Genomic DNA, 22439 nt, shown 5'->3' on the forward strand with positions numbered 1-22439 from the left:
GACTGGCATCAGTTCATTCGATATTCGAGAGGAATGACTTAAGATGAACCAACAACAATTAGTCGAGCGCGCACGCCAATTGAAAGACAATGCGTATTCACCATATTCGAAGTTCCGCGTCGGTGCGGCACTTCTCATGAAAGACGGTACGGTCATCGACGGCGTCAACGTTGAGAACGTCTCGTTCGGAGCAACGAACTGTGCGGAGCGTACGGCCATCTTCACAGCGGTCGCTCAAGGATACAAAAAAGGTGACTTCGAAGCGGTTGCCGTGTCTGGGGACACGGAAGACTTCTTGCCACCATGTAGCATCTGCCGCCAAGTCATGGTCGAGTTCGGCGATCCTGACTTCAAAGTACTCCTCACAAACGGCAACGCCGATGTGAAAGAAGTGACGCTTGGAGAGCTCGTCCCGCTCGCGTTCACTGATTTGGATATGTGATGTTGAACCCCCTCAGATTCCTGAGGGGTTTTCTTATCAAAAAAAAAAAAAAAATAATCGCGGAATGGCCTGTACAACATAAAGGAGCAGTTCTGAAAAATCGAGGGCTGCAATCCCATACGACCATCCTTCTTCCTCGCGGGAAGTGACTACTTTTCCACGCATAGGTCGTAATCGACCTTTCCATTGAATCGGGAGGGCGGTCGCGCTGTCCACATCCGGGTGATTCATGACACGCATATGCAAGCGTGGCTCAGGCGTAATTCCGGAACGCCCACAGCGCCCAATCAACTGTTTGGTTTTGACCGTATCTCCCACATTCACGGCAATGGAACCATTCTCAAGATGGGCGAGAAGGCAATATTCATCGTTCGCATGTTGAATGATGACGTGATTACCGAATGGATGATCAGCATCTAGTTCGTCTGACAACCCATCCACGACTTGATGAATTGTCCCGTGTAATGGAGCAATCACTCGTTCTCCAAACGCATACGAGCCATCCATCCCGATTTTTCTACGATTGTTAGGTTGTTGCTCTTGTGTTTTCAAAAAGTCATAGCCATCACGCTTTTTTCTGGTTGGTTCATGATGATAAGTTCCGAGGGTTGTCCCTTCGGAGACGACGAACCACTCTTCTTTGAATGGGAGATGGTATTTGTTTTTCGTGAAAGGATTAGTCTCCTTTGAAGAGGATGTGACAGTCATCTGAATGGATGCGATCTCATTCGCGTGATTGAATTGGACGTACAATAACTTTTCTTTTCGAGAATCCGACCATAATACATACCGATTCCCGTTCAACACCATTTCATTGAGCAGGCGATAGCGCCGAATGCCGTGATGGAAAGCGGACGCCTGCCGATGAAAGGCATCCATGGAATACTGAGATTTGAATGAGTCGCTCGTCTGATGATAAATGTCATCGAACTGACCCGATTTGAATAGTTGGATGAACTGTTTGTACGCGTGACGCATATCTATACCGCCTTTGTTGAGTGTTAGTTATTATACGGACGAAAATTTATAAATGTTTCGTGATCATCACCAAAAATTACATATATCGCTGCATCAAGCGTTCCGCATGCTCCTTCATCATCTCCCGCAATGCGCTTGGCGCTTTGACCTCCACTTCCGCTCCGGCTTTCAATAGCTGCCTCGATAAAAATGACAGCTCTTCTTTCGGGACTTCCCACTCATTCAATTCATCGATATCGGGTAATACATCTTCAAGCAAACGGCGACCGAGTGGGGTGAGGTCGAGTCGAACGGTCACACCGTTTCGTTCATCACTTGTCTGCAATACGCTCATCAAATCCTCGGACTCAAACGGTTCCACAAGCACGTGGACCGCCTCGATGCGATCAATCCGATATTGCCGAAGCCCCAGTTCGGAGAGCCCGAAGACGTACCACTTCAAATCAAGGAGTGCCATACCGACTGGTGCAACGGTGAACGTGCGTTGCCCGTTCGTCGTCCGATAGGTCATCTTCATCTTGTTTCGACGTTCGATCGCCTGATAGATTTCTTTCGTGAACGGCGCTTTGGGAATTTGTTTGTTCCCGAGCCACAGGATGTTTCGCTCCAATCGGCTAATCTTCTCTGCGAGGTCGTGCGGCAACTCGTTCACATACCAGTCGGACAATGTACTTCGTATATCCCCAAATGGCACGTCAGGGATGTGTTCCATCCATTTGAGCGTGAGATAGAGCGCAACGGCTTCTTGTTCGCGGAGATGGAGCGGGGGCAATAAACGATTCGGCAACATCTCATATCCTCCGCCGATTCCAGGTACGCTCCAAATCGGATAACCGAGCTCTTCGAGCGATAGCATGTCCCGTTGAATCGTCCGGATGGAGGCGCCTGTCTCCTGAGCCAGTTCTTCAGCCGTGAAGCGTCGTCCATGATTGAGTAGCCGAATCAATTGTAAATGTCTTTTTCTCATTCGTTTCATTCCCGTCATCTTTTGTCGTGTTTATTGATTAAACTGAATGTATCACGAATCAAGGAGGAAAACAGGATGCCGAATGTAGTGTTATATATTGCGATGAGTTTAGACGGAAAGATTGCTCGGTCAAACGACCAACTCGATTGGTTATTCGCTGTCGAGGGGGATGGGGACAACGGCTATGCTGAATTTTTCAAGACCGTTGGTGCTGTCATCATGGGACGGAAGACGTATGAGGAAGTGTTGAAGTTAGAAGAGGGAATGTATCCATACAAAGACATCCCGAACTACATTTTGACACGTCAGGCTAACCGTGAGGCCGAGCATGTCACATTCACGGACGAACCAATCAAAGAACTCATCAATCGGTTAAAGCAAGAAGTTGATCAAGATATTTGGCTCATCGGTGGTGGGGAAGTCATCAAAGCCGCGATGGAGCATGACTTGATTGATCGTTATGAGATTGCGATTGCGCCGGTCGTGTTAGGAGAGGGAATCCCTCTTTTCCCAGAAGGTACTAAAGAGACGAAACTTCGACTGACGAGTCACCACGCCTCCGGTCAATTTGTGATGGTGATATATGAACGATAAGTGAGCATCGAGTCCACATAAGGGCTCGATTTTTTATAACAAGGAAAAATATTCATTTTGTAGAATTTTTTACACCTTAGCATGTTAGTTGATGATGGAAATTGGATATATGTAGAGAGTGGAAGTGACATGACAAATGTGAAGGGGACCAACTAATGTTCATGAGTCTAATCGCCAATTCGTGTATTTCTTTTACTGGCATCTATTTCATCTCGAAGATCATGAACTATCATACGAGACATGTGCACATCCAAAAATTCATCATCGGTGTGCTCTCAGGATGTTTCGGGATTTTTCTAATCACGCAAAGTATTGAATTTGAGAATGCGGTAAAAATTGATTTTCGTTTTCTCGTCCTCCTTTTACTCGGGTTTTATCGTTTGGTCTCTCCGTTGTTTATCGCAGCTACAATCATGTCGATTCACCGATTCAGCTACGGTATCGACTTTTACTCGATTGTGGCATGTGTCGCCCTCTTTACGATGGTGATCGGGACGATCCTGACATATCGAATCGTCTGGCTACAGAAGCGGCTTTTCCAATTCGGTCTTACGTTGAACGTGTGGACATGTTTAGTTGCAGCAATGGGGATTCTTGTTGGAGGCGGTTTTACAGAACGTGCTCTCGATGTCGCGTTGTTGGTTACAATGATCAGTTTCCCAATCGGATTGTTGATCACCATGCTGAATATTGATTTATATCTCATCCATCACCGTGTGAGAGAGTATAAAGTTTCAGCGGAAACCGACCATTTGACGGGTCTGGCAAACCGCCGAGCATGGGAGATGCAGATGAAAAAGTTCAAAGGACAATATACGACATGTAATGTATTGATTTTAGATATTGACCACTTCAAACAAATCAACGATCAATATGGTCATGCGAACGGCGACGAGGTATTGAAACAATTTGCAGAACTCTTGCACCGAGAAACAAGGAATCAAGACATTAAAGCACGGATCGGTGGAGAAGAATTTGGTATTTTGATTCCAATGCTTTCTCAGAGTGAGGTGGTCAACGTAGCGGAGCGGATTAGACATAGTATATCGAAACATGAGTTCAAGCTACTCAAAAAACAAAAAATTCAGTTATCCGTTTCGATTGGGATTGCGAACGGAAAGAGCGAGAATCTACGTGAGATGATTCGTCTGGCAGATGATTGTTTATATCAGACGAAAAATAGTGGTAGAAATCGTACACATGTGACGGAAACTATAGTTGGATAAACAAAGCGTGTCGGTCATCCCGATACGCTTTTGGATTGTATAAAAACTGCAGACCATTAAGATGATCTGCAGTCATGGGGTCGCTCGTTCGCTTAAATGCGGTTCCCACACATCGGAAAAGTTGTGAACCGGGTGGGCACCTTCTAAGGTCCGGAATTCATAATCTCGTTCTTTCGCATAGCGGATGATTGTATCAAGTGCTTTCGGGGTCATCGAGTGATCGTGCGCCAAAATGATGGAAGCAATATTCGCCGTACGATTCGCTTCGAGGAGGTCGAATACGCGTTGTTCGACGCGTGCATTGTCTTTCTTATATACATGGTCGAGACTGCTGACATTCCAATCCCATATTTCAAAACCGGCATCGGTCATCGCCTGCCAGTGTGCGGGTGTCATGCCGGCGTCGCTCCCGTAAATCGTCCGGGCCATGTTCGTATGAATGCCTGTCACTTCATAGATAAGTGCTTGTACTTCCTGCATCTGACGTACGGCCGTCAACGGTGTTTCATAAAATTCATCCCGTTCGTGCCGCATCCCGTGTAAGGCAATCAGGTGACCTTCCGCAATCATGCGATGAAGCAGATGCTCATTTCCTTCGATATTCTTCCCGAGGATGAAGAAGGTTGCCTTCACTTGATGTTTCTTCAAGACATCGAGTAGCTTTCCCGTTTTCCAGTTCGGTCCATCATCGAGCGTCAAATAGATAAGACTCGGGTCGTTATAGGCCTTCGGATCCGGGATCGCAGCCTGAGACAAAGACCCAATCAATAGAAAGATCGACATGAGTAAAAGAACGCGTTTCATCATTCAATTCAAAACTCCCTCAAATCAAAACCAAGTGACATGTGATACATACTTTACCATATGTCCGAGACATCGAGACGATAAATTTGTTCGTCAAGTTCTGTCGCGAAAAAGGTGAATTTCAATTTCTTCAATAGCGCGATCGATGCCGTGTTCGTCCCATGCACACCGGCTTTGAACTCTTTCGCTCCTTGACCATTCAAGTGACGAATCAATCCCGACATCACTTCAAATGCATAGCCTTGACGCGCTCGCGTGGGTACGATGGTGTAGCCAATCCAATAGGTCGTACCTTCTTGCTGAATATAGACATCACCAATCAATTCATCCGTCGCTTTGTCAATGATGGCGAGTTGCATGCCTTGAAGAAACGATTGTTCACCGAGTAGGACGTTTTCATATTCCTCACGGGTGAGCCCTTTGAAGGATTGATGTTTCATCCAGTCCAAGTCATTTCGATAGATCATAAATGATTCGATGTCTCTTGTTTCGAACGGTCGAATGAGGCAACGGGTTGTCGTAATCATGGTTGTCATACCATTCAAACCAACTTCTTTTCTTTTTTGAAAAGACTTATCAATAGTAACGCCAGACCACTCAAGAAAATGATAGGGAAAATAAACCACATAATCAATCCAGCCCATCCGTTCTGTACACTGATTGCGTACGAGAGTCCGATGGAAAACGCTAAGGCTGGTGATATAGGAATCATAAGAGCGATTCCCCATATTCTAAATTTTGTGTTTCGTGCTTCGCCTGTACTGAACCAATACGCCACGAATGCACCTAAACCTGCGATGAGATATCCGATTGCGATCGCCATTCCATCAATCCCTTCTTCGATACGATGATTGTTTGACCTCGTCCTTACTTTCCATGTATATCACGAAAAATCCTGTCATAAATCAAAAAGACCGAGCCCTTCAGGGACTCGGTTTGTCATTATACGTGCTTCCGCTGAAACGCAGAAATCGCTTCATATTCCTCAGATAGGTGACGTGACAGGCGGATGTAGATCGGCAAGAGTTCGCGATACACATTCGTCGCTTCCATGTCCGGTGTATGCTCATGGGTCACTTGAGGTACTTCTTGGAACTCCTCGATGTCCCCGAAGGCATATTCCCCGAGCATGACAGCCCCGAGACATGAACTTTCATGACTCTCCGGCACGACGACCGGCGTATCGAAGATGTCTGCCATCATCTGACGCCACAAGCTCGATTGGGCAAAACCACCTGTCGCATGGATGCGGTTCGGGGCGCCCGTCAACTCATCGAGTGCGAGCATGACCGTATAGAGGTTAAAGATGACCCCTTCCAATACGGCGCGGATGAAATGTTCGCGCTTATGGTGAATGCTGAGCCCGAAGAATGAACCGCGAGCGTTCGAATCCCAAAGTGGAGCCCGTTCACCCATCAAATACGGATGGAACAACAGTCCGTCCGCACCCGGTTTGACCGTCTCGGCGATTCGCGTCAACACATCGTACGCGTCGATCCCGAGTCGTTTCGCCGTCTCGACCTCACTTGCTGCGAACTCGTCACGGAGCCAGCGGAGGATGATGCCGCCGTTATTGACTGGTCCACCGATTACCCAATGCTTGTCCGTCAGCGCGTAACAAAAGATACGACCTTTTGGATCTTCGATCGGTTCCGAGACGACTGTCCGGATAGCGCCACTTGTCCCGATTGTCACGGCGACGACGCCTTGTTCGAAGGCACCGACCCCGAGGTTCGAGAGCACGCCGTCGCTCGCCCCGATGACGAGCGGGAAGTCCCAGCCGAGCGTCTCGGTCACGTCTGGTGTCACATGTAAAATTTCTGTTGTCGGCACGAGTTCAGATAAACGATCTGGTGTCACACCGGCAACCGTCAGTGCTTCCGCATCCCAATCTCGTTGTTTCAAATTGAACAACCCCGTCGCCGAGGCGATGGAGTGGTCGACGACGAAGCGTCCCGTCAACCGATAGAAGACATACTCTTTGATGGAGACGAACTTGGCCGTCTGTTCAAAGACGTCAGGGTGTTCCGTTTTCAACCAGCGCAATTTCGACAGCGGCGCCATCGGGTGGACCGGGGTACCGGTGCGCATATGGAGGACGCTCGCATCAAAGTCGCGTTTGATTTCTTGCGTAAACGGGTTCGCCCGACTGTCGGCCCAAGTGATGCTGTTCGTGAGCGGACGTCCTGCCGCATCGAGCGCAATCAAACTATGCATCGCCGAGCTGAACGATGCGAAGCGAATCGGACCGTCCGCTTTGGCACGGACCGCCGAGACGGCTTCAAGCACGGCCCCGTAGATGACGACCGGGTCTTGCTCGGCCGTCTCCGTATCGGGCGTGAGAAGCGGATACAACACGTTATGTACCGCCAATTGTTGATGACCGTTGAACAGGACAGCTTTCGTACTCGTCGTCCCGATATCGACCCCAATCGTAAACACACAATCACTTCCTAACTTAGATGATGAATAGGCTAATCAAGAACACGACGGCAAAGCCGGTGAGTCCGATAATCGTTTCCATGATCGTCCATGACTTGAGCGTGTCTTTCACGTCAAGACCGAAGTAACGGTTGACGAGCCAGAAACCTGAATCGTTGACGTGTGAGAGGACGGTCGCCCCTGAGGCGATGGCGATGACGATCAAACCGAGTGCCGCGCCTGTGATGTTTTGGATTTCAAGTAGCGGTGTGATGAGTCCGGCTGCCGTGACCATCGAGACCGTTGCCGACCCTTGGGCGACACGGACGACCGTCGCGATCAAGAAGGCGAGGACGATTGCCGGAAGTGGTGAGCCGGCCATCATTTCACCGAGGACGTCACCGACACCTGAGTCGATGAGCACTTGTTTAAACACACCACCGGCTCCTGTGACGAGGATGATGATTCCGGCTGGTTCGAGTGCTTTCGTTGCGATCTCTTGTACTTCGTCACGTGAATACCCACGGCGTGTCCCGAGGAAGACGAATGTGAGGAGCGTCGCGATCGTCAAAGCGACAAACGGGTGTCCGAGGAACGTCAAGAAATCACGGACGGCGTTACCTTCATCCAAGAGAACCGCCGAGAGCGTGTTCGCCAAAATCAACACGAGCGGAATCAAGATGAGTGACAAGATCATTTTGAAGCTCGGCAGTTCTTTCGATGTGTCGATTTCTTCAAACTCCATGTAATCCGGAATCGTCACATGAATCTTCTTAGCAATATACTTCCCAAAAACAGGACCGGCTAAAATCATGGCCGGAATCCCGGCGAGGACACCGAACAAGATGACCCAACCAAGGTCAGCGCCAATCAAGTTGGCGACAGCGATCGGACCAGGTGTCGGTGGGATGAAGCTGTGTGTGACCGCGAGACCCGCAAGGAGTGGTATACCGTAGTAGAGAAGCGAGCGTCCCGTTTTTTTGCGAGTTTGTATACGATTGGAACGAGAATGATAAAACCGACATCGAAGAAGACCGGGACGGCGACGATGAATCCGGTAATCCCGAGCGCCCATTGTGCCTTGTCTTCACCGAACTTGCTGACGAGTGTTTGGGCAAGACGTTCCGCGCCACCCGATACTTCAAGCATCTTCCCGAACATCGCGCCAAGACCGACGACGACGGCGACGAAGCCGAGCGTTCCGCCCATCCCGTTTTGGATGGAGGCAATGACATCCCCGAGTGGCATGCCGGCTGCGACCCCGACGATTAAACTGACAAGTAATAACGAAACGAATGCGTGAAGCTTTGTTCGAATGACCAAAAATAAGAGCAAGAAGATCCCGGCTAAGGCGATCAAAATAAGTGTTGAGCCAGACATTGAGTATTCCCCCTAAATTCCGAATATGTAACCGTTTACAGTTTCTGACAAAGGAAAAGGCCATGTCCCCGTGACCTTTTCCACACATGTTACTTCTTGACGACCGCGTGACCACCGAACTCGTTGCGGAGTGCGGCGACGACTTTTCCTGAGAACGTGTCGTCTTCGAGAGAGCGATAGCGCATCATGAGCGAAAGGGCGATGACCGGTGCCGCGGCTTGCAGGTCGAGCGCCGTTTCAATCGTCCATTTGCCTTCACCGGATGAATGCATGACCCCACGAATCTCATCGAGCTTCGCATCTTTCTTGAAGGCATTCTCCGTGAGTTCCATGAGCCATGACCGGACGACCGACCCGTGATTCCATACACGAGCGACTTGTTCATAGTCGTAGTCGAACGGGCTCTTCTCCAAGATATCGAATCCTTCGGCAATCGCCTGCATCATCCCATACTCGATGCCGTTATGGATCATCTTCAAGAAATGACCGCTTCCGGCAGGACCCGTATACAAGTAGCCGTTCTCGACAGACAAGTCTTTAAAGATTGGTTCAATTGTCGGCCACGCATCCGCGTCACCCCCGACCATCGTACAGGCACCGTTTCGAGCCCCGTCCGTCCCACCGCTCGTTCCGCAGTCGAAGAATTTGATCTCTTTTTCGGCGAACTGTTCGGCGCGCGCGACCGAGAGCTTGTAATTCGAGTTCCCCCCGTCAATCACGATGTCGCCCGGTTCGAGTCGCTCATACAATTCCGCGAGCACCGCTTCCGTGACGTCTCCGGCAGGGACCATCGTCCAGATAATGCGTGGCATCGACAACTTGCTCACGACTTCCTCGAGTGTCGGCACAATCGTAAAGGCGTCCGATGTGACGTCCCCGACGTCCGTCCCGACGACCGTGTGTCCGTGGTCGCTCAAGTTGAGTGCCAAGTTGTAACCCATCTTACCTAAACCAATCAAACCAATTTCCATATTGTCACCCCTGAAAAAGAATTTTTTTCCGTCTTTTTGTTTATCATATCAAAATAAATTCGATTTACAAGTATGATTACGGAATTTTTTTCTTTTTTTAAAAAAAAAGCGTCCCGGCTTAATTCGTAGGCGGGACGACGGACAGGCACTCTTATGACGGACAGGCACTCTTATATAGATACAAGAACGAACGATCAATCTTTGAGATTAAATAAAATTCCCGAAATGCGATACAGGCGTTGATTAGTAACAAAGTGATTGCGGTAACCTTAAGACGAAACTTTCATTTGGTTCAGCCTGTCAAATAGCTTCGCATACAGCCCCATACCGATGAGTGCCGACAGCAAGATGAGTGTGAACACAGCGAGCGGGGAGAGAAATCCTGATGCAAATACCGTCACTGGTGCGAGGAACTTGCCGATTGTGTTTTGGAGCGTATCGGTCGCGAGGTATTGTCCACGTGACTCGATTGGTGCATAGTGACTAACGAAACTCTGACTGACGGGAGAACGAATCAGCTCCCCGAACGTGAACATGGTCGTGACGATGAGCAAGTACCAGATATTTGATGAGAAGGCGACGAGAAACGTCCCGAAACCTCCTAGGAAAGTCGACAATAGTAAAACACGCCGTTCGTCCCACGCCCGAAACACACGTGTGACAGGAATGATGAAGACGACGAACAAGAGGCCGTTATATGCAACGAGCCAGCCGAATAAGACTGTATTCGAGACGTTGAACGTGGCCGGAGTTTGTTCAATCAAATAGACAGGTAAATACACGTCTAGCTGCATGATTGGGATTAAGGCGAATACGCCAGCAATCAGATAGAGGCGGAAAAGCGGGTCAATCAAAATCGTCGCATACGACCGCCCTTGGGTGAAAAATGTCGTTGCGACCGTCTTCTCGGTCGAGACCGGTCGTGTCTCACTGGTTAGAACCGCGAGCAAACCCCCGTAACAAAAAAGAACAAGGGCGCAGCCGAGGAGGAGCGCCTGACGATACTCGAAAAAGAGGACCGCACCAAGAAGCGGACCGAGAACAGCACCGATATTGTTCGAAGCCATAAACGTCGCGAATACATTCCGTAAATGTTCAGTCGGAACGAGGTCGGCGACCATCGCCGAGCTGGCCGGTTTGTAGATGGCACCCATAAAACCGATGCTGATGTAGGTGATGTAATCGACATAGGCGTTCGTTGATAAAGCGAAAACGAGGAATAGGAAACCTTGTGAGAACGTCCCGGCGAGCATGACGGGGCGGCGACCAATCTCATCTGCAAGCGAACCGCCAATCAAGCTGCCGACTAGCAGGAACAACGGTGGCACGGCCATGAGTAGTCCGGCTAGCTCGACACCGAGCGTCCGGGCGAAATAGACGGTGATGAATGGAAAGTACATCCAAAACAAGAGGTTGAATAAGCCTTCGCCGAATAAGCGGACTTTCAGATTGAGGTCCCAACGGTATAATTCCATAGATATGCTCCTTTCAAGAGTCTCTCTTTAATGTAAGAGGTCGTGGAGAGAAAGAATAGACTTATGTTGCGGGATTTGCTAGACTAAAAATAGAAATAGCGAATATATAGGCGCTTGTTTGCGTTGTACTATAAAACGAACGTATGTTTGTAAAATGACCTCCGATATAATCATCGGAGGTCATTTTTATTGTGTCGTCTTCATCGATTTAAAGCTATGGGCGAAAGATCCCTCAAATAGTTCGTCATTTTCAGGCAACAATTTTCCAATCATCGAGAGGTGTCGGGTAACCTGTGCGCATTGCTCGGTGTGACTCAGCGATCGTCAAAATCCTAGTAAAAAATCGACCCCCGTCACGGAGGTCGAACGAATTAACTTGATGATGCTTTCTTATATTGTTGGAAGAAGACTTCGATTTCTTCCGCCGGCAAAGGACGATTGTAGAAATATCCTTGTGCCTGATTACATGATTCGGCTTTCAGAAAAGCGACTTGGTTCTCTGTTTCGACCCCTTCCGCGATGACGTTCAAATCGAGTTCGTGCGCCATCCGGATGATTGTTTTGACAAGAGCTGCATCTTTTTCGTCGCTCTTGATATTTTTCGTGAAGTGTTGGTCGATCTTGAGCGTATCGATTGGGAACAGTTTCAAATAACTGAGGGAGGAATACCCGGTTCCGAAATCGTCGATGGAAAGATGGACGCCGAGGGCGACGAGTTCATGCATCGTTTCGATGGCGCGATCCGCACTTTGGATGACACTCTCGGTCAACTCAAGCTCTAAATATTGTGCCGCAAGACCGGATGAGGCGAGTGCCCGATTGACGACCTCCGGTAAATCTTTTTGTGCAAACTGAACGGCCGAGATGTTGACGGCGACTCGGAACGGGGGAATCCCCGCATCTTGCCACGCCTTGTTTTGACGACACGCCTCATTTAAAACAAACTCGCCGAGACGATGGATGCTCCCTGTTTCCTCAGCAATCGGAATAAACTCACCAGGTGAAATCATCCCGAGATCCGGGTGTTGCCAACGGACGAGCGCTTCCATACCGATGATGGTTTCCGTCTCCAACTGAATTTGCGGTTGATAATGTACAGAGAACTCGCCACGACCGATGCCTTTACGGAGCGCCATTGATAAGTTCGAGCGGCGGGACACTGATTCGTTCAATTCGTTCGTGAAGAATTGATAGCCGTTTTTACCGTCCGCCTTCGCCCGGTACATGGCGATATCGGCATTCTTAATCAATTCCTCGGCCGTATCGCCATCGGACGGATGGAGACTGATTCCAATCGAGGCACCCGTGAACACTTCTTCATTCTCGAGTTCAAACGGAGGATGGAGGACGTTGATGAGTTCCTGTGCGTGATGGGCTGCCAAGTTACTTTTCGTATCAGGCGATAAGATGATGAACTCATCCCCACCGAGTCGGGCGAGCGTGTCCGTCTTTTTAATGGTCGACTCGATCCGATTGGTTACTTGTTTCAAGAACTGGTCGCCAATCGAATGGCCGAAGCGATCGTTGATGACTTTGAAATTGTCCAAGTCGATATAGTATAGCGCGAACGGCTCTTGCTGGGATTGACCGAGAAGAGCATCGAGTCGGTCACTGAACAGGCGGCGGTTCGGGAGTCCCGTGAGTGGATCCAAATACACGAGATCATTGATTTGCGCCTCAATCCGTTTCCGTTCGCTGATGTCACGGATGATACTACTGAAGAAGATTCCTTTCTCTGTCTTCCACGTGCCGAGAGACATTTCAATTGGTACTTCGACGCCGTCCTTTCTTAGTCCGATGAGTTCCACCGTTTGACCGATGACGCGTTTTTCACCCGTTGCTTCGTAGCGACGCATTCCACGTTCATGCGCCTCGCGGAAACGTTCTGGAATAATGGCGACAATCGATTGTCCGACCATCTCGTCAGTCGTGTAACCGAACAAGTCGGTCGCTCCTTGGTTCCACTGTAGAATGACACGAGTGTGGTCAGCGACGATGATGGCATCCGAGGCGGATTCGATGATGGATTCGAATTTCAACTCGAGTTCTTCCGACTGTGCCTCCAGTTGCGAAGCCGTCCGGAGCGAGATGTACATCAAAATGAAAAGTGTCATGACGCTCGCTGCGATGACGTAGGCGAGGAGCGTACTGTCGACCGAGTATCCACTGACCGGTTGCGTTCCCTCGCTCATCTCTGTGAAACGAGCCGCGCCCATCCCGACGTAATGCATGCCGGAAACGGCGACCCCGATTAATACAGAACTGGCAAGGCGACGCCAATGGAATCGGGAGACGTTTGGGATATAGAAAAGGATATACAGGCCGACGAGCGAAGCCACAAAGGCGACGATGGCAGAAGCGATCCACATGACCGGGTCATAGGTAAGAATCGCATTCATCTGCATCGCTTCCATCCCGATATAGTGCATCGAAACAACTCCGACACTAATCAAGAAGGCACCAAAGACGAGTTGAATTGGTCTTGTCTCAGGGTGACTGATGATCCAGAAAGCAAGACCGGAAGCGACGACGGCCGGCACGATGGATAATAATACGATGCCGAGATGGTACGTCACATCATCGTGCAAGTGAAACGCCAGCATACCGATGAAGTGCATGGCCCAAATGCCGAGACCGAGGCTGAAGGCGCCAGCTACGACCCACCTGAGTCGCGAGGCGTGCTTCGCATATTTCAAACGACTGCTAATATCGAGAGCGACACCGGCAGCGAAGATGGCGACAGCGATGGAAAGAATGACGAGTGGTAAGTTATATGAGCTACTCAGGTGATGTTCGATGAGAAACAGTCCTTTCGATTTCAAATGGTACAAAGAGTGAAGCAGTTAAAAAGTGCTTTATTAGAGTAGCACACTCGGGAATCACGCTTCTTGCCTACTTTTGTAAGGTGGGTCAATCATTTGCATGAATCACACATTGCGGAATTTTTTTCGAAACGTTTTCGTTAGATTGAAGAAGAGAAAGGGTGATTCTTGATGGAAACGATGAACGGGACGGCCCGCATTCGTGGTGCCTATTCGACACTGAGTAAAAAAGAACAACGCATTGCCGACTACATTTTAAAGCAACCAGAACAAATCGTTCATCATACCATCAATCAGGTGGCAGATGACCTCGATGTCGCGGAATCCACTGTATTCCGTTTTTGTCAGCGTGTCGGATTTAAAGGCTATCAGGCGTTAAAAATTGCACTCGCCTCAGATGTCGTCGCGCCGCTTCAAGATATTCATGAAGATATTACCGAGACGGATACGGCACTCGAAATCGCAGAGAAAATTTTTTCGACGAACGGTAAGACGATTGAATCGACCCGTCAGATTTTAGATGGTGCCTCTCTTGAGAAAACGGTGGAGTTGTTTCTTGGGGCGCGCCGCATCGAATTTTTCGGGAGCGGCGGGTCGGCCGTCGTCGCACTCGATGCGTACCATAAGTTTGTGCGGAGCGGGCTTCAGGTGAGCGCGATGCTCGAGTCGCATATGCAGCTCATGTCAGCCTCACAGCTGACGGCAGAAGACGTCGCCGTCGTCATCTCGCATTCCGGTGCTTCGAAAGAGACGCTCGATATCGCGAAACTGTTAAAAGAGAAAGGTGTCCCGACAATCGCCATCACGAACTATGCGAAGTCACCTCTTTCGAAGATTGCGGACGTGTCTCTGTTTACGGTGTCTCAAGAAACGGCATTTCGCTCAGAGGCACTCGCTTCCCGCATTGCGGAACTCAGTCTGATTGACGCCTTGTTTACAGCCGTCATGATTCGGCGAGGGGACGCGGCCCGAGCATCGCTTCAACAGATGCGCGAGGCGATTGCCAATCGACGTGTATAACTTCAAAAATCTCCCCTCTCTTAGAGAAGGGAGATTTTTTTATTTATTAACGATTGACGGTCTCACCACGGTGGGCGGCACTTGATCCGGAAATTCCAGCGATTGATGTCAAGATGAGCGCGACAAAGCTCCAAATCGAAGCTTTCGAAGCCGCTTCGGTTTCCAATAACTCTGTATTTTGTGCGACTGCGTCCGCAATCGCTTCCTCGTCGACGGATTGCTTGATCGTTTCCACGCGCTCTGTCAATTGATCGCTCAAATCGGTTGTAATTTGGTCATTTTTTTGCATGTTTTAATTTTTTACAGGTTAAGATGTTTCAAGTTCAGATGAGCGGGAATCACTACGACTACCGATTGGTATTGCGATTCTGAATCAAGGGTTCGCAACATGAATGATGTGAATGAAAAAGGAGATTGTTGAGATGAATGGATTAAATCGAGCCCTCTTGGTCTTAACGGGCATCGTCGGGTTGCTAAGTGTAGGTATTCTATTGCTTGGCGTCTACGATGTCCCACAACTCACCCAATATACAGATCAATGGCAAACACAAGACTGGTATATCTATACGATTTTAACGATTGGGATATTCCTGGCTGTGATCTTCCTCATCATGCTGATGACGGGACTGGTTGCAAGGCCGAAACCAAAGCGTTATACGATTCAGACCGGTGAAGGTCGAATCACTGTCTCAAAAGAGACGATTAAAAAATCGGTATACGAGTCATTGAAACAATTTCAAGGACTGCGTACACCGAACGTAAGCGTCGACATCGACTCAAAGCGAGAACGTGTCCGCGTCTTCATCGACTGCGCCGTGTTCAATCGCGAAAGGTTACCGACTCTCGGTAAAGACATTCAGACACATGTGAAAGAGCGGATTGAATCGTTGATGGAAGTGCCGGTAGCAGATGTGACATTGAATATCCACGATACGAAGCTCAAGACGTCTGAGCGCGTCATATAAGGAGGTGCTGTGATGGCTACGAAAACCCAACTAAAACCTTATCGCTTCCGACTCGTCGGGGCATTGATCGGTCTCATCATCGCGGTACTGTTCCTGACGCTCGGATTTGGGCCGACACTTCTCATTGTGACGCTCACATTGATTGGTTTTCTAATCGGGAAATGGCGTGACGGTGCACTGCGTATCGAGGAATGGATCACATTCTTCACACGAGATTGACCCTCGTGGTCAATCGGTAAAACAGACTCATAAACAAAAAAGGAGAGCATGAATCATGGCAAACGAAAACTTAAACGTAACAACGAATGAAACGAACGAACAACAGGCACGACAAAACAAATTGACGTTCGAGGAACAAGTCATCAAAAAAATCGCAGGTCTCGCGACGAGTGAAGTCCAAGGAATCTTGTCGATGAGCGGTGGCTTTATGAGCGGATTGACAGACCGATTCCGCAGCACAGAAGACATCACGAAAGGAATCGGCGCTGAAGTCGGAGAGAAGCAAGTCGCGCTCGATTTGCGTGTCATCGTCGAATAAAGAAAAAACATCCCGTCCGTCTTCAATGAGACCGTCACAAAAATCAAGAAGGCGATGAACGATATGACTGGTCTTGAAGTTGTCGAGGTGAATATGCACGTCGAGGACGTCATGACACGTGAGGAATTCGAAGCAAAGAGCAAGTCGAACGACGCTGAAACGGAGCCGTCACGCGACCTTGTATAACCGAAGCGCTGACCTGGACCTCTCAAAAGGTCCAGGTTTTGTTTGAGTAGAAAAGGGTTAGTTCCTGGAGAATCGTGGAATTACTAAAGATAGACGGAAGCCCTAGAGATGAGAGGAAAACGCCATGCACAACATTGAATTTTTTTCACCATTTTATTATGAGACGTTTAAGCAACTTGCGAGACACTTAGAAGACCCGGGCAGCGTCGACCGAAAATATTTCGCCGCCCTGTACGTCATCGCCGGGAATGATTGCGTCCGTGACATGTTGCTTCCTTATATTGACCTACAAACAGGTGTGATTCGAACAGCTCAAATTATCGACGAGAACACATTCACGAAAGAGACGCTCGTCCTCGTCAAATTGGTTATCCATTTATATAACTCGAAAGAATGGGTGCTTCCGACCGAGTTGATCGCCTTGCCGGAAGAGTACTATAAACTGGCGATGCAAGGCATTACGTTATGTAGAAATGAGCAATTTGATGAGATTAAGATTCCCAGCGATTGAAGATACGACTAGATATTACTTCAATAAGCGTTTTTATAGTACTTTTGTGAATTTGTTTTCTGCTGATCTGATAAGTGACAAAAGACGTCTGCTCCCCATCTTGGAGCAGACGTCTTTTGTCACTTCCCTTTTAAATGATCTGTTACTTTCTTCGCCATTTTTTCAACACTTCTAGGGTGATCTAAATCGTGATGTAGCGTCGCATCAGGTCGATTCATCACCGGCTTTTGTCCTTGTGGTGCAGGATCACTCAGATAAATGAAATCTCCCGAACCGTCTGGCGCAGAACCAGTTGCCCATTTCCCTTTGCTTGATTCATTCCCTTCGGAAAGATCCCAAAACTCGAGTCCATGTTTTTCAGCTTCCTTTTCGTCTTTCGCTGGGAAACTTGCCGGGACCACTACTCCGTTCTTCTGTTCCAGTTCATCGATGGCGGCCATCCATTGGTATTGATGGTATCGATCACGTGCTAACATTTTACGAAATACTTTACGAACTCCTTCGTCTTCTGTCATATGGTACAGTCTTGAAACTTGAAGCCGCCCCTGCGTCTCAGCATGTAAATTTGAACGCATATCGGCTAGGAGGTTTCCACTGGCTACAATGTAAGACCCGTTCCATGGAACGCCATTCGAGTTCGTTGGCATACCTCCAAGTCCGCTGACAATCAAATGTTGAGGATTCATTCCACCAAGGATAGCCGCGGTAGCAGGATCTTTTGCGGCCTCAGCCTGTTCTGCTGGTGATGCCTCATCGAGTAACTGCGAGATGAGAGCACATAGCATTTCAACGTGACCGATTTCTTCTGTTCCGATGTCCATCAGCATGTCTTTAAATTTTTCTTCACCCCGACAATTGAAGCCTTGGAACAAATATTGCATCATGACGGTCATTTCCCCAAATTGACCACCAAGTACTTCTTGAATTTGTCGAGCTAACTGTGGGTCTGGACGATCAACCTGTACTTCAAACTGTAATTCTTTTTGATGAAGAAACATCCAATTCCTCCTTTGTGTATAAAACGAGTGAAATAGCACAACAATCAACTTGTTCCACTCATTTCACAAAGTGAAACATTTTACCACTAGATTATAAATTTGATGCCATTTTGTTTTCGTTTAGAGAATGAGGGGTAACTCAACTAGGCATTTGTATTTAGACGAGAGAAGAGCGTTAAAAAAGGAGGATGATTTCATGTTTGAAAACAGTCCAACGTCATTTTGGCGAGATATCGCCAAAGAGCAATCTACAACTTCAGTACATCAAGATCTTTCATCAGAAGTTGTCGTGGTAGGAGCAGGGATTACGGGTGTATTGACTGCCCTTTTATTGGCTGAACAAGGGAAACAAGTTATGTTAGTCGAAGCGGCTAGGTTGGGGACGGGGACGACGGGATATACGACGGCAAAAGTAAGTGCACAACACGGTGTGGTCTACGCCGAGCTTCTTGAATCATTTGGTAAAGAAAAAGCTCGTCTTTATTACGAAGCGAACATGGAAGCTATTCAGTTCTTATCCGATCAGGTTAATGCCTTTGGGATTGAATGCGACCTAGAGCCACAGGATGCCTATATGTATGCAGAGTCCTCTGAGGGGACGGTTGAGCAGTTGGTACAAGAAGAAAGAGCTTACAAAACAATCGGAATCGATGGTGAGGATGCAACGAATGAAGTAAATCATAAATTACCGTACCCAGTCAAAAAAGCAATAGTCATGCGGAATCAACTTCAATTCCATCCGGTCAAATATCTACAGGGATTGATGGAGCGGTTCATTGAACTAGGAGGAACATTCTACGAAATGACACGAGTCTCTGACCTCGAATATGGAACGCCGAATCGTCTAAAGACAGAAGCCGGACATACAATTTCTACAGATGATGTCGTCATTGCGACGCATTATCCATTCAACGACTTCAAAGGGGTGTACTTTTCGAAAATGGAAGTGGAGCGATCGTATGTCGTATCTGCAGAAGTTCCGAGTTCAGATTTTCCTGAAGGGATGTATATTAGTATAGACTCTCCAAGTCGTTCTCTCCGTCATGTAAAAATGGAGAATGGAAATAAATTGGCGCTGTTCGGCGGGGAGAATCATACGAGTGGTCAAAAGGAGCAGACACGGATGTGTTATGAGAATCTTGGAGTGTTTGCCAACCGCTATTTTGGCGTCGAATCTTTCACTCATCATTGGTCAGCTCAAGATTTGATTACTCTTGATCACGTGCCCTATATCGGACAAATGACAAAAGACACCCCTCATGTCTATGTAGCTACAGGATTTTCAAAGTGGGGAATGAGTCAAGGAATCATTGCGTCGCGACTTATCACAGATTTAGTAATGGGCAGAAAGAATCGGTATGAAGCGTTATATGATCCTTCCCGGTCGAAAAGCAAACTTTCAGACATTAAACAATTTGTAAAGACGAATGCCGATGTGGCAAAAGAGTTTGTCAAAGGAAAAGTACATTCGTCAGATAAAACGCTAGACGACCTCGGATTTGATGAAGGCAGTTTGATTGATCATGAGGGAGATCAAGTTGCAGCTTACCGAGATAAGGACGGTCATATCAGTATGGTTGGCTCTACATGCACTCACTTGGGGTGTACCGTGAGTTGGAACCAAGCCGAGCGTTCATGGGACTGTCCATGTCACGGGTCTCGATTCAAACCGAATGGAGAAGTCATCGAAGGACCGGCCGTGAAAAATTTACCACAGAAATAAGTAAATCCATCCAGCGAGACGAATCATCGTCTCGTTTTTTCGTTACGAGATTGTAATGTATTCTAAAAGTTTATTATTTCTTTTTTTTGAAATATTAAAAAGTTCCAATTGAGGCGCATGTAACATAGATAGCTTACTTAAAAATAGAGAATTGTATGATTTTCTATTGCACAATAAAGCTACTTAAAAAAATGTTTGGGGATGTTTGAGGTGGGAACATCTGACTGTACGATAGAAAAAAGATAGACAATTCTTTTTGGGAAGGAGTGGATGACATGCAAGTTAATCATGGGAAAGCATTAGGGATTAAGCTCCCGGCGGTACTCGTAGTCTTTCTTCTCGTCCTGACAATCGGCTTTTCAGTTCCCTGGTATCATGCGGCTTGGATTGCCCTTGTCATAGGAATCATCGCTTATGCGCTTGGTGATCTATTCATATTGCGGAAATTTGGGAATATCCCAGCGACAATGGCGGATTTCGGGCTTGTCTTTTTAATTAGTTGGTTCTTTTTATGGATGCTGGACTTTGATTTAGCGGTCAATTCAAATTTTGTCATGATGGCCCTCTACACTGCTCTTGCCACTGCCGTTTTCGAATATCTTTTCCATAAATGGTTATTAATAAATAAATAAAAGTACGAGGAGCCGACAAACAAACGTCTAAACGATAAAATAAGGAGGAAAATAAAATGGCAGAGAATAAGCTCGCCATCCATGAAATTTTAGAAATTCATGAGATGTTGACATTGAAGCAAGCTGCACTTGTTAAAGGATATGTGAGCGAACCGCTTATTAAGGATAAGGAACTACAGAAAATTGCTCGCAATTACTTGAAGAACACTGAGCAAGCAATCAGTGAATTGAAGCAACTGTTACCGAACAAGGTATAAGGAGGAAATCCATATGGGAATCCAGGAAAATTTAAAGCGACCAAGTAAAAAACGGGACGAGTTGATTGCGACCGATTTGCTCATCACTGCAAAGTCGGCCGTTCGGGCTTACTCGGTCGCTGTGACTGAAACAGCTTCACCTGAGGTACGGAAAGTGCTCGTCAAACAGTTGAATCAAGCAATTGAAAATCATGCGGAAATCGCTGATTATATGATCAAGAACGATATGTATATGGCGTACGACATCGAAAAACAATTGCAATATGACAAAGAAAAAAATAAAAAAGCGAAAGAGTATGTCAAAAAGTAAAGATGTCTAACTGTCATATCATCATGTTAAAGCCATGCAAATGGATACGAAAAAGAATGAAGCGAATCCATCAAAACATCCCACGAATCTGCCGATAAAGAAGGCATACACGTGGGATGTTTTTTTAGCATTTCCATTGTAGAAACTACCAGATACTTGTACAATCATGTAAATGAAAGTCAGAATTTATTATAATCTAACGAAGCGTTTGAATGGAAATGGATGAACCCATTTTTTTCTTTTTATTCCGCGCTCTTTGGACGTTGTTTCGAAGACACGGTCAACGCTTTGATCCCGTAACGTGTATCAAGGTCACGCAACTCTTGAATGCGGTCTTTTGACCATTGATCTTTTGCTACGGTCGTGTAGTTGAAGCTTTCCCACATCACGCCATCCACATATGGATACGTATACGTCTTCAATGTCGCAAATCCCCAGTTTTGAATGAGAGAAAGGGAAGGGTGATTGGATTTGATCGTCTTCATGAACTGACTCATCCCGTCACGTTGCGCTTTTAAAATGGTCGGTTGTTCCGAGTGCTCATTATCGATGTTGCCGACGGTATCTAAGAACGCACCATCCAATCCTTTGGCGACGATTTGTTTCTCCACTTCACGCGTCAACAACTCACGATAGTGGGTTGACGTCATATCGACTAAATAAGAATCCCATTCCGCATAATGAACACGTTGTCCGTTGCGGTGGAAGAAGTCCGACTCGTTCATCTGACTGATGAAATCGACGTTCCAATTGTCAGCTTCCATCGTGTTGATGTAGCCGTACACTTTTGTCCCATATTTCTGTAACTCTTTGATTTGCGCTGCAGTATAATAAACAGGCTCGATGATGACAAGGTCATACTGTTGCATCTTTTTAATTTTGGTCTTTGTCGGCATATCGTAATAAATTTTGTACGATTCGACGTTTGCGAGCGGATTGCTCGCTTTAGCGACCGCTTGTTGCGGCGTCAAAAACGCCAATCCAACGAGAAATGCACAACAGATGGTCACGATTCGTTTGGCTGAGAAAATAAACATAAAAAAACCCTCCTGATAGTTATCAGAGAGCGGCTGCGGCTATTGCAGACTGGCGATCGGTATCTAAAAAGATCGACGACCCATGTCTTTGCGCCCTTACTTTTCAGTAAGTTTGCCCGTCTCGATATGAAATTTTTGTCGACAATCCATTGAAAGTCCTACTACTAAAATACCACGTAAAG

23 protein-coding genes, 2 pseudogenes and 1 riboswitch are annotated in these 22439 nt (G+C 47.3%); of the genes and pseudogenes, 12 read left to right on the forward strand and 13 right to left on the reverse strand.

Annotated elements, in window-relative coordinates; translation table 11 throughout:
- The first annotated feature begins 43 nt into the window (after positions 1-43).
- Positions 44-442: a cytidine deaminase gene (locus BBB58_RS04770; protein WP_074035820.1), complete on the forward strand. Its 399-nt coding sequence runs from the start codon at positions 44-46 to the stop codon at positions 440-442.
- A gap of 36 nt (positions 443-478) precedes the next feature.
- On the opposite strand, the gene BBB58_RS04775 is transcribed toward BBB58_RS04770, so the two are convergent.
- Positions 479-1420, reverse strand: coding sequence for a peptidoglycan DD-metalloendopeptidase family protein (locus tag BBB58_RS04775; RefSeq protein ID WP_074035822.1), 942 nt, complete (start codon positions 1418-1420; stop codon positions 479-481).
- Between the two features lie 76 nt (positions 1421-1496).
- On the reverse strand, positions 1497-2387 hold the full coding sequence (locus BBB58_RS04780; protein ID WP_074037877.1) for a helix-turn-helix transcriptional regulator: 891 nt from the start codon (positions 2385-2387) through the stop codon (positions 1497-1499).
- Between the two features lie 75 nt (positions 2388-2462).
- Between BBB58_RS04780 and BBB58_RS04785 the strand changes: the two genes are divergently transcribed.
- Both BBB58_RS04785 and BBB58_RS04790 read left to right on the forward strand, forming a co-directional pair.
- Positions 2463-2981, forward strand: coding sequence for a dihydrofolate reductase family protein (locus BBB58_RS04785; protein ID WP_074035824.1), 519 nt, complete (start codon positions 2463-2465; stop codon positions 2979-2981).
- A 155-nt stretch (positions 2982-3136) separates the two neighbouring features.
- A complete protein-coding gene (locus tag BBB58_RS04790) occupies positions 3137-4207 on the forward strand; it encodes a GGDEF domain-containing protein (protein WP_074035826.1) in 1071 nt (356 codons plus the stop codon).
- Between the two features lie 72 nt (positions 4208-4279).
- On the opposite strand, the gene BBB58_RS04795 is transcribed toward BBB58_RS04790, so the two are convergent.
- The 8 genes and pseudogenes from BBB58_RS04795 to BBB58_RS04830 form a co-directional block, all read right to left on the reverse strand.
- On the reverse strand, positions 4280-5014 hold the full coding sequence (locus tag BBB58_RS04795; protein WP_074035827.1) for a polysaccharide deacetylase family protein: 735 nt from the start codon (positions 5012-5014) through the stop codon (positions 4280-4282).
- Between the two features lie 50 nt (positions 5015-5064).
- On the reverse strand, positions 5065-5538 hold the full coding sequence (locus tag BBB58_RS04800) for a GNAT family N-acetyltransferase (RefSeq protein WP_074037878.1): 474 nt from the start codon (positions 5536-5538) through the stop codon (positions 5065-5067).
- 14 nt (positions 5539-5552) lie between these two features.
- Positions 5553-5834, reverse strand: coding sequence for a hypothetical protein (locus BBB58_RS04805; RefSeq protein WP_074035828.1), 282 nt, complete (start codon positions 5832-5834; stop codon positions 5553-5555).
- Between the two features lie 119 nt (positions 5835-5953).
- The gene (gene gntK, locus BBB58_RS04810) at positions 5954-7453 is read right to left on the reverse strand and encodes a gluconokinase (RefSeq protein WP_074035829.1); all 1500 of its coding nucleotides are present in this window, start codon (positions 7451-7453) and stop codon (positions 5954-5956) included.
- Between the two features lie 16 nt (positions 7454-7469).
- A pseudogene (locus BBB58_RS04815) lies at positions 7470-8812 on the reverse strand (GntT/GntP/DsdX family permease).
- Positions 8813-8901: 89 nt separating this feature from the next.
- Entirely contained in the window at positions 8902-9783 is an 882-nt protein-coding gene (gene gnd / locus BBB58_RS04820; RefSeq protein WP_074035831.1) for a phosphogluconate dehydrogenase (NAD(+)-dependent, decarboxylating), read from the reverse strand.
- A gap of 269 nt (positions 9784-10052) precedes the next feature.
- Complete coding sequence (locus tag BBB58_RS04825) at positions 10053-11258, reverse strand: MFS transporter (protein ID WP_012727266.1); 1206 nt, start codon at positions 11256-11258, stop codon at positions 10053-10055.
- Positions 11259-11629: 371 nt separating this feature from the next.
- Complete coding sequence (locus BBB58_RS04830) at positions 11630-14089, reverse strand: bifunctional diguanylate cyclase/phosphodiesterase (RefSeq protein ID WP_074035833.1); 2460 nt, start codon at positions 14087-14089, stop codon at positions 11630-11632.
- Positions 14090-14251: 162 nt separating this feature from the next.
- Here BBB58_RS04830 and BBB58_RS04835 point away from each other — a divergent pair, with 162 nt between their 5' ends.
- A complete protein-coding gene (locus BBB58_RS04835; RefSeq protein ID WP_074035835.1) occupies positions 14252-15100 on the forward strand; it encodes a MurR/RpiR family transcriptional regulator in 849 nt (282 codons plus the stop codon).
- Between the two features lie 46 nt (positions 15101-15146).
- On the opposite strand, the gene BBB58_RS04840 is transcribed toward BBB58_RS04835, so the two are convergent.
- On the reverse strand, positions 15147-15389 hold the full coding sequence (locus tag BBB58_RS04840; RefSeq protein ID WP_074035837.1) for a hypothetical protein: 243 nt from the start codon (positions 15387-15389) through the stop codon (positions 15147-15149).
- Positions 15390-15522: 133 nt separating this feature from the next.
- On the opposite strand from BBB58_RS04840, the gene amaP reads away from it, so the two are divergent.
- From amaP to BBB58_RS04860, 4 genes and pseudogenes are all read left to right on the forward strand, one after another.
- Positions 15523-16065 carry an alkaline shock response membrane anchor protein AmaP gene (gene amaP / locus BBB58_RS04845; RefSeq protein WP_074035839.1) on the forward strand — a complete coding sequence of 181 codons (543 nt, stop codon included), beginning with the start codon at positions 15523-15525 and terminating at the stop codon, positions 16063-16065.
- Between the two features lie 12 nt (positions 16066-16077).
- Positions 16078-16284: a DUF2273 domain-containing protein gene (locus BBB58_RS04850; RefSeq protein WP_074035841.1), complete on the forward strand. Its 207-nt coding sequence runs from the start codon at positions 16078-16080 to the stop codon at positions 16282-16284.
- 55 nt (positions 16285-16339) lie between these two features.
- Positions 16340-16789 (forward strand): annotated as a pseudogene (locus BBB58_RS04855) (Asp23/Gls24 family envelope stress response protein).
- Positions 16790-16913: 124 nt separating this feature from the next.
- Entirely contained in the window at positions 16914-17300 is a 387-nt protein-coding gene (locus tag BBB58_RS04860; protein ID WP_074035843.1) for a hypothetical protein, read from the forward strand.
- A 119-nt stretch (positions 17301-17419) separates the two neighbouring features.
- On the opposite strand, the gene BBB58_RS04865 is transcribed toward BBB58_RS04860, so the two are convergent.
- Positions 17420-18298 (reverse strand): manganese catalase, encoded by an 879-nt coding sequence (locus BBB58_RS04865; RefSeq protein WP_074035845.1) that lies wholly within the window; start codon positions 18296-18298, stop codon positions 17420-17422.
- A gap of 196 nt (positions 18299-18494) precedes the next feature.
- On the opposite strand from BBB58_RS04865, the gene BBB58_RS04870 reads away from it, so the two are divergent.
- The 4 genes from BBB58_RS04870 to BBB58_RS04885 all read left to right on the forward strand — a co-directional run bounded on the left by BBB58_RS04870 (position 18495) and on the right by BBB58_RS04885 (position 21220).
- A complete protein-coding gene (locus BBB58_RS04870; protein WP_074035847.1) occupies positions 18495-20021 on the forward strand; it encodes an FAD-dependent oxidoreductase in 1527 nt (508 codons plus the stop codon).
- Between the two features lie 275 nt (positions 20022-20296).
- Complete coding sequence (locus BBB58_RS04875) at positions 20297-20653, forward strand: DUF2512 family protein (protein ID WP_074035849.1); 357 nt, start codon at positions 20297-20299, stop codon at positions 20651-20653.
- A 56-nt stretch (positions 20654-20709) separates the two neighbouring features.
- Positions 20710-20910: a hypothetical protein gene (locus tag BBB58_RS04880; protein ID WP_074035851.1), complete on the forward strand. Its 201-nt coding sequence runs from the start codon at positions 20710-20712 to the stop codon at positions 20908-20910.
- 13 nt (positions 20911-20923) lie between these two features.
- Positions 20924-21220, forward strand: coding sequence for a spore coat protein (locus tag BBB58_RS04885; RefSeq protein WP_074035853.1), 297 nt, complete (start codon positions 20924-20926; stop codon positions 21218-21220).
- 242 nt (positions 21221-21462) lie between these two features.
- Here BBB58_RS04885 and BBB58_RS04890 read toward each other — a convergent pair whose 3' ends face one another.
- Entirely contained in the window at positions 21463-22257 is a 795-nt protein-coding gene (locus BBB58_RS04890; RefSeq protein WP_244150674.1) for a glycoside hydrolase family 191 protein, read from the reverse strand.
- Between the two features lie 40 nt (positions 22258-22297).
- Positions 22298-22384, reverse strand: a riboswitch (cyclic di-GMP riboswitch).
- Positions 22385-22439: the final 55 nt, after the last annotated feature.

The organism is Exiguobacterium profundum, from assembly GCF_001909285.1.
GTDB classification, from domain to species: domain Bacteria; phylum Bacillota; class Bacilli; order Exiguobacteriales; family Exiguobacteriaceae; genus Exiguobacterium; species Exiguobacterium profundum.

Bases quoted from the DNA above. Each gene is read 5' to 3' on its own strand.
- BBB58_RS04840 (WP_074035837.1), bottom strand. From the start codon at position 15,389: ATGCAAAAAAATGACCAAATTACAACCGATTTGAGCGATCAATTGACA.
- BBB58_RS04780 (WP_074037877.1), bottom strand. From the start codon at position 2,387: ATGAGAAAAAGACATTTACAATTGATTCGGCTACTCAATCATGGACGA.
- BBB58_RS04880 (WP_074035851.1), top strand. From the start codon at position 20,710: ATGGCAGAGAATAAGCTCGCCATCCATGAAATTTTAGAAATTCATGAG.
- BBB58_RS04800 (WP_074037878.1), bottom strand. From the start codon at position 5,538: ATGATTACGACAACCCGTTGCCTCATTCGACCGTTCGAAACAAGAGAC.
- BBB58_RS04865 (WP_074035845.1), bottom strand. From the start codon at position 18,298: ATGTTTCTTCATCAAAAAGAATTACAGTTTGAAGTACAGGTTGATCGT.
- BBB58_RS04795 (WP_074035827.1), bottom strand. From the start codon at position 5,014: ATGATGAAACGCGTTCTTTTACTCATGTCGATCTTTCTATTGATTGGG.
- gnd (WP_074035831.1), bottom strand. From the start codon at position 9,783: ATGGAAATTGGTTTGATTGGTTTAGGTAAGATGGGTTACAACTTGGCA.
- BBB58_RS04790 (WP_074035826.1), top strand. From the start codon at position 3,137: ATGTTCATGAGTCTAATCGCCAATTCGTGTATTTCTTTTACTGGCATC.
- BBB58_RS04860 (WP_074035843.1), top strand. From the start codon at position 16,914: ATGCACAACATTGAATTTTTTTCACCATTTTATTATGAGACGTTTAAG.
- BBB58_RS04875 (WP_074035849.1), top strand. From the start codon at position 20,297: ATGCAAGTTAATCATGGGAAAGCATTAGGGATTAAGCTCCCGGCGGTA.
- BBB58_RS04850 (WP_074035841.1), top strand. From the start codon at position 16,078: ATGGCTACGAAAACCCAACTAAAACCTTATCGCTTCCGACTCGTCGGG.
- BBB58_RS04775 (WP_074035822.1), bottom strand. From the start codon at position 1,420: ATGCGTCACGCGTACAAACAGTTCATCCAACTATTCAAATCGGGTCAG.
- BBB58_RS04835 (WP_074035835.1), top strand. From the start codon at position 14,252: ATGGAAACGATGAACGGGACGGCCCGCATTCGTGGTGCCTATTCGACA.
- BBB58_RS04805 (WP_074035828.1), bottom strand. From the start codon at position 5,834: ATGGCGATCGCAATCGGATATCTCATCGCAGGTTTAGGTGCATTCGTG.
- BBB58_RS04785 (WP_074035824.1), top strand. From the start codon at position 2,463: ATGCCGAATGTAGTGTTATATATTGCGATGAGTTTAGACGGAAAGATT.
- BBB58_RS04870 (WP_074035847.1), top strand. From the start codon at position 18,495: ATGTTTGAAAACAGTCCAACGTCATTTTGGCGAGATATCGCCAAAGAG.
- amaP (WP_074035839.1), top strand. From the start codon at position 15,523: ATGAATGGATTAAATCGAGCCCTCTTGGTCTTAACGGGCATCGTCGGG.
- BBB58_RS04885 (WP_074035853.1), top strand. From the start codon at position 20,924: ATGGGAATCCAGGAAAATTTAAAGCGACCAAGTAAAAAACGGGACGAG.
- BBB58_RS04770 (WP_074035820.1), top strand. From the start codon at position 44: ATGAACCAACAACAATTAGTCGAGCGCGCACGCCAATTGAAAGACAAT.
- BBB58_RS04825 (WP_012727266.1), bottom strand. From the start codon at position 11,258: ATGGAATTATACCGTTGGGACCTCAATCTGAAAGTCCGCTTATTCGGC.
- BBB58_RS04890 (WP_244150674.1), bottom strand. From the start codon at position 22,257: ATGTTTATTTTCTCAGCCAAACGAATCGTGACCATCTGTTGTGCATTT.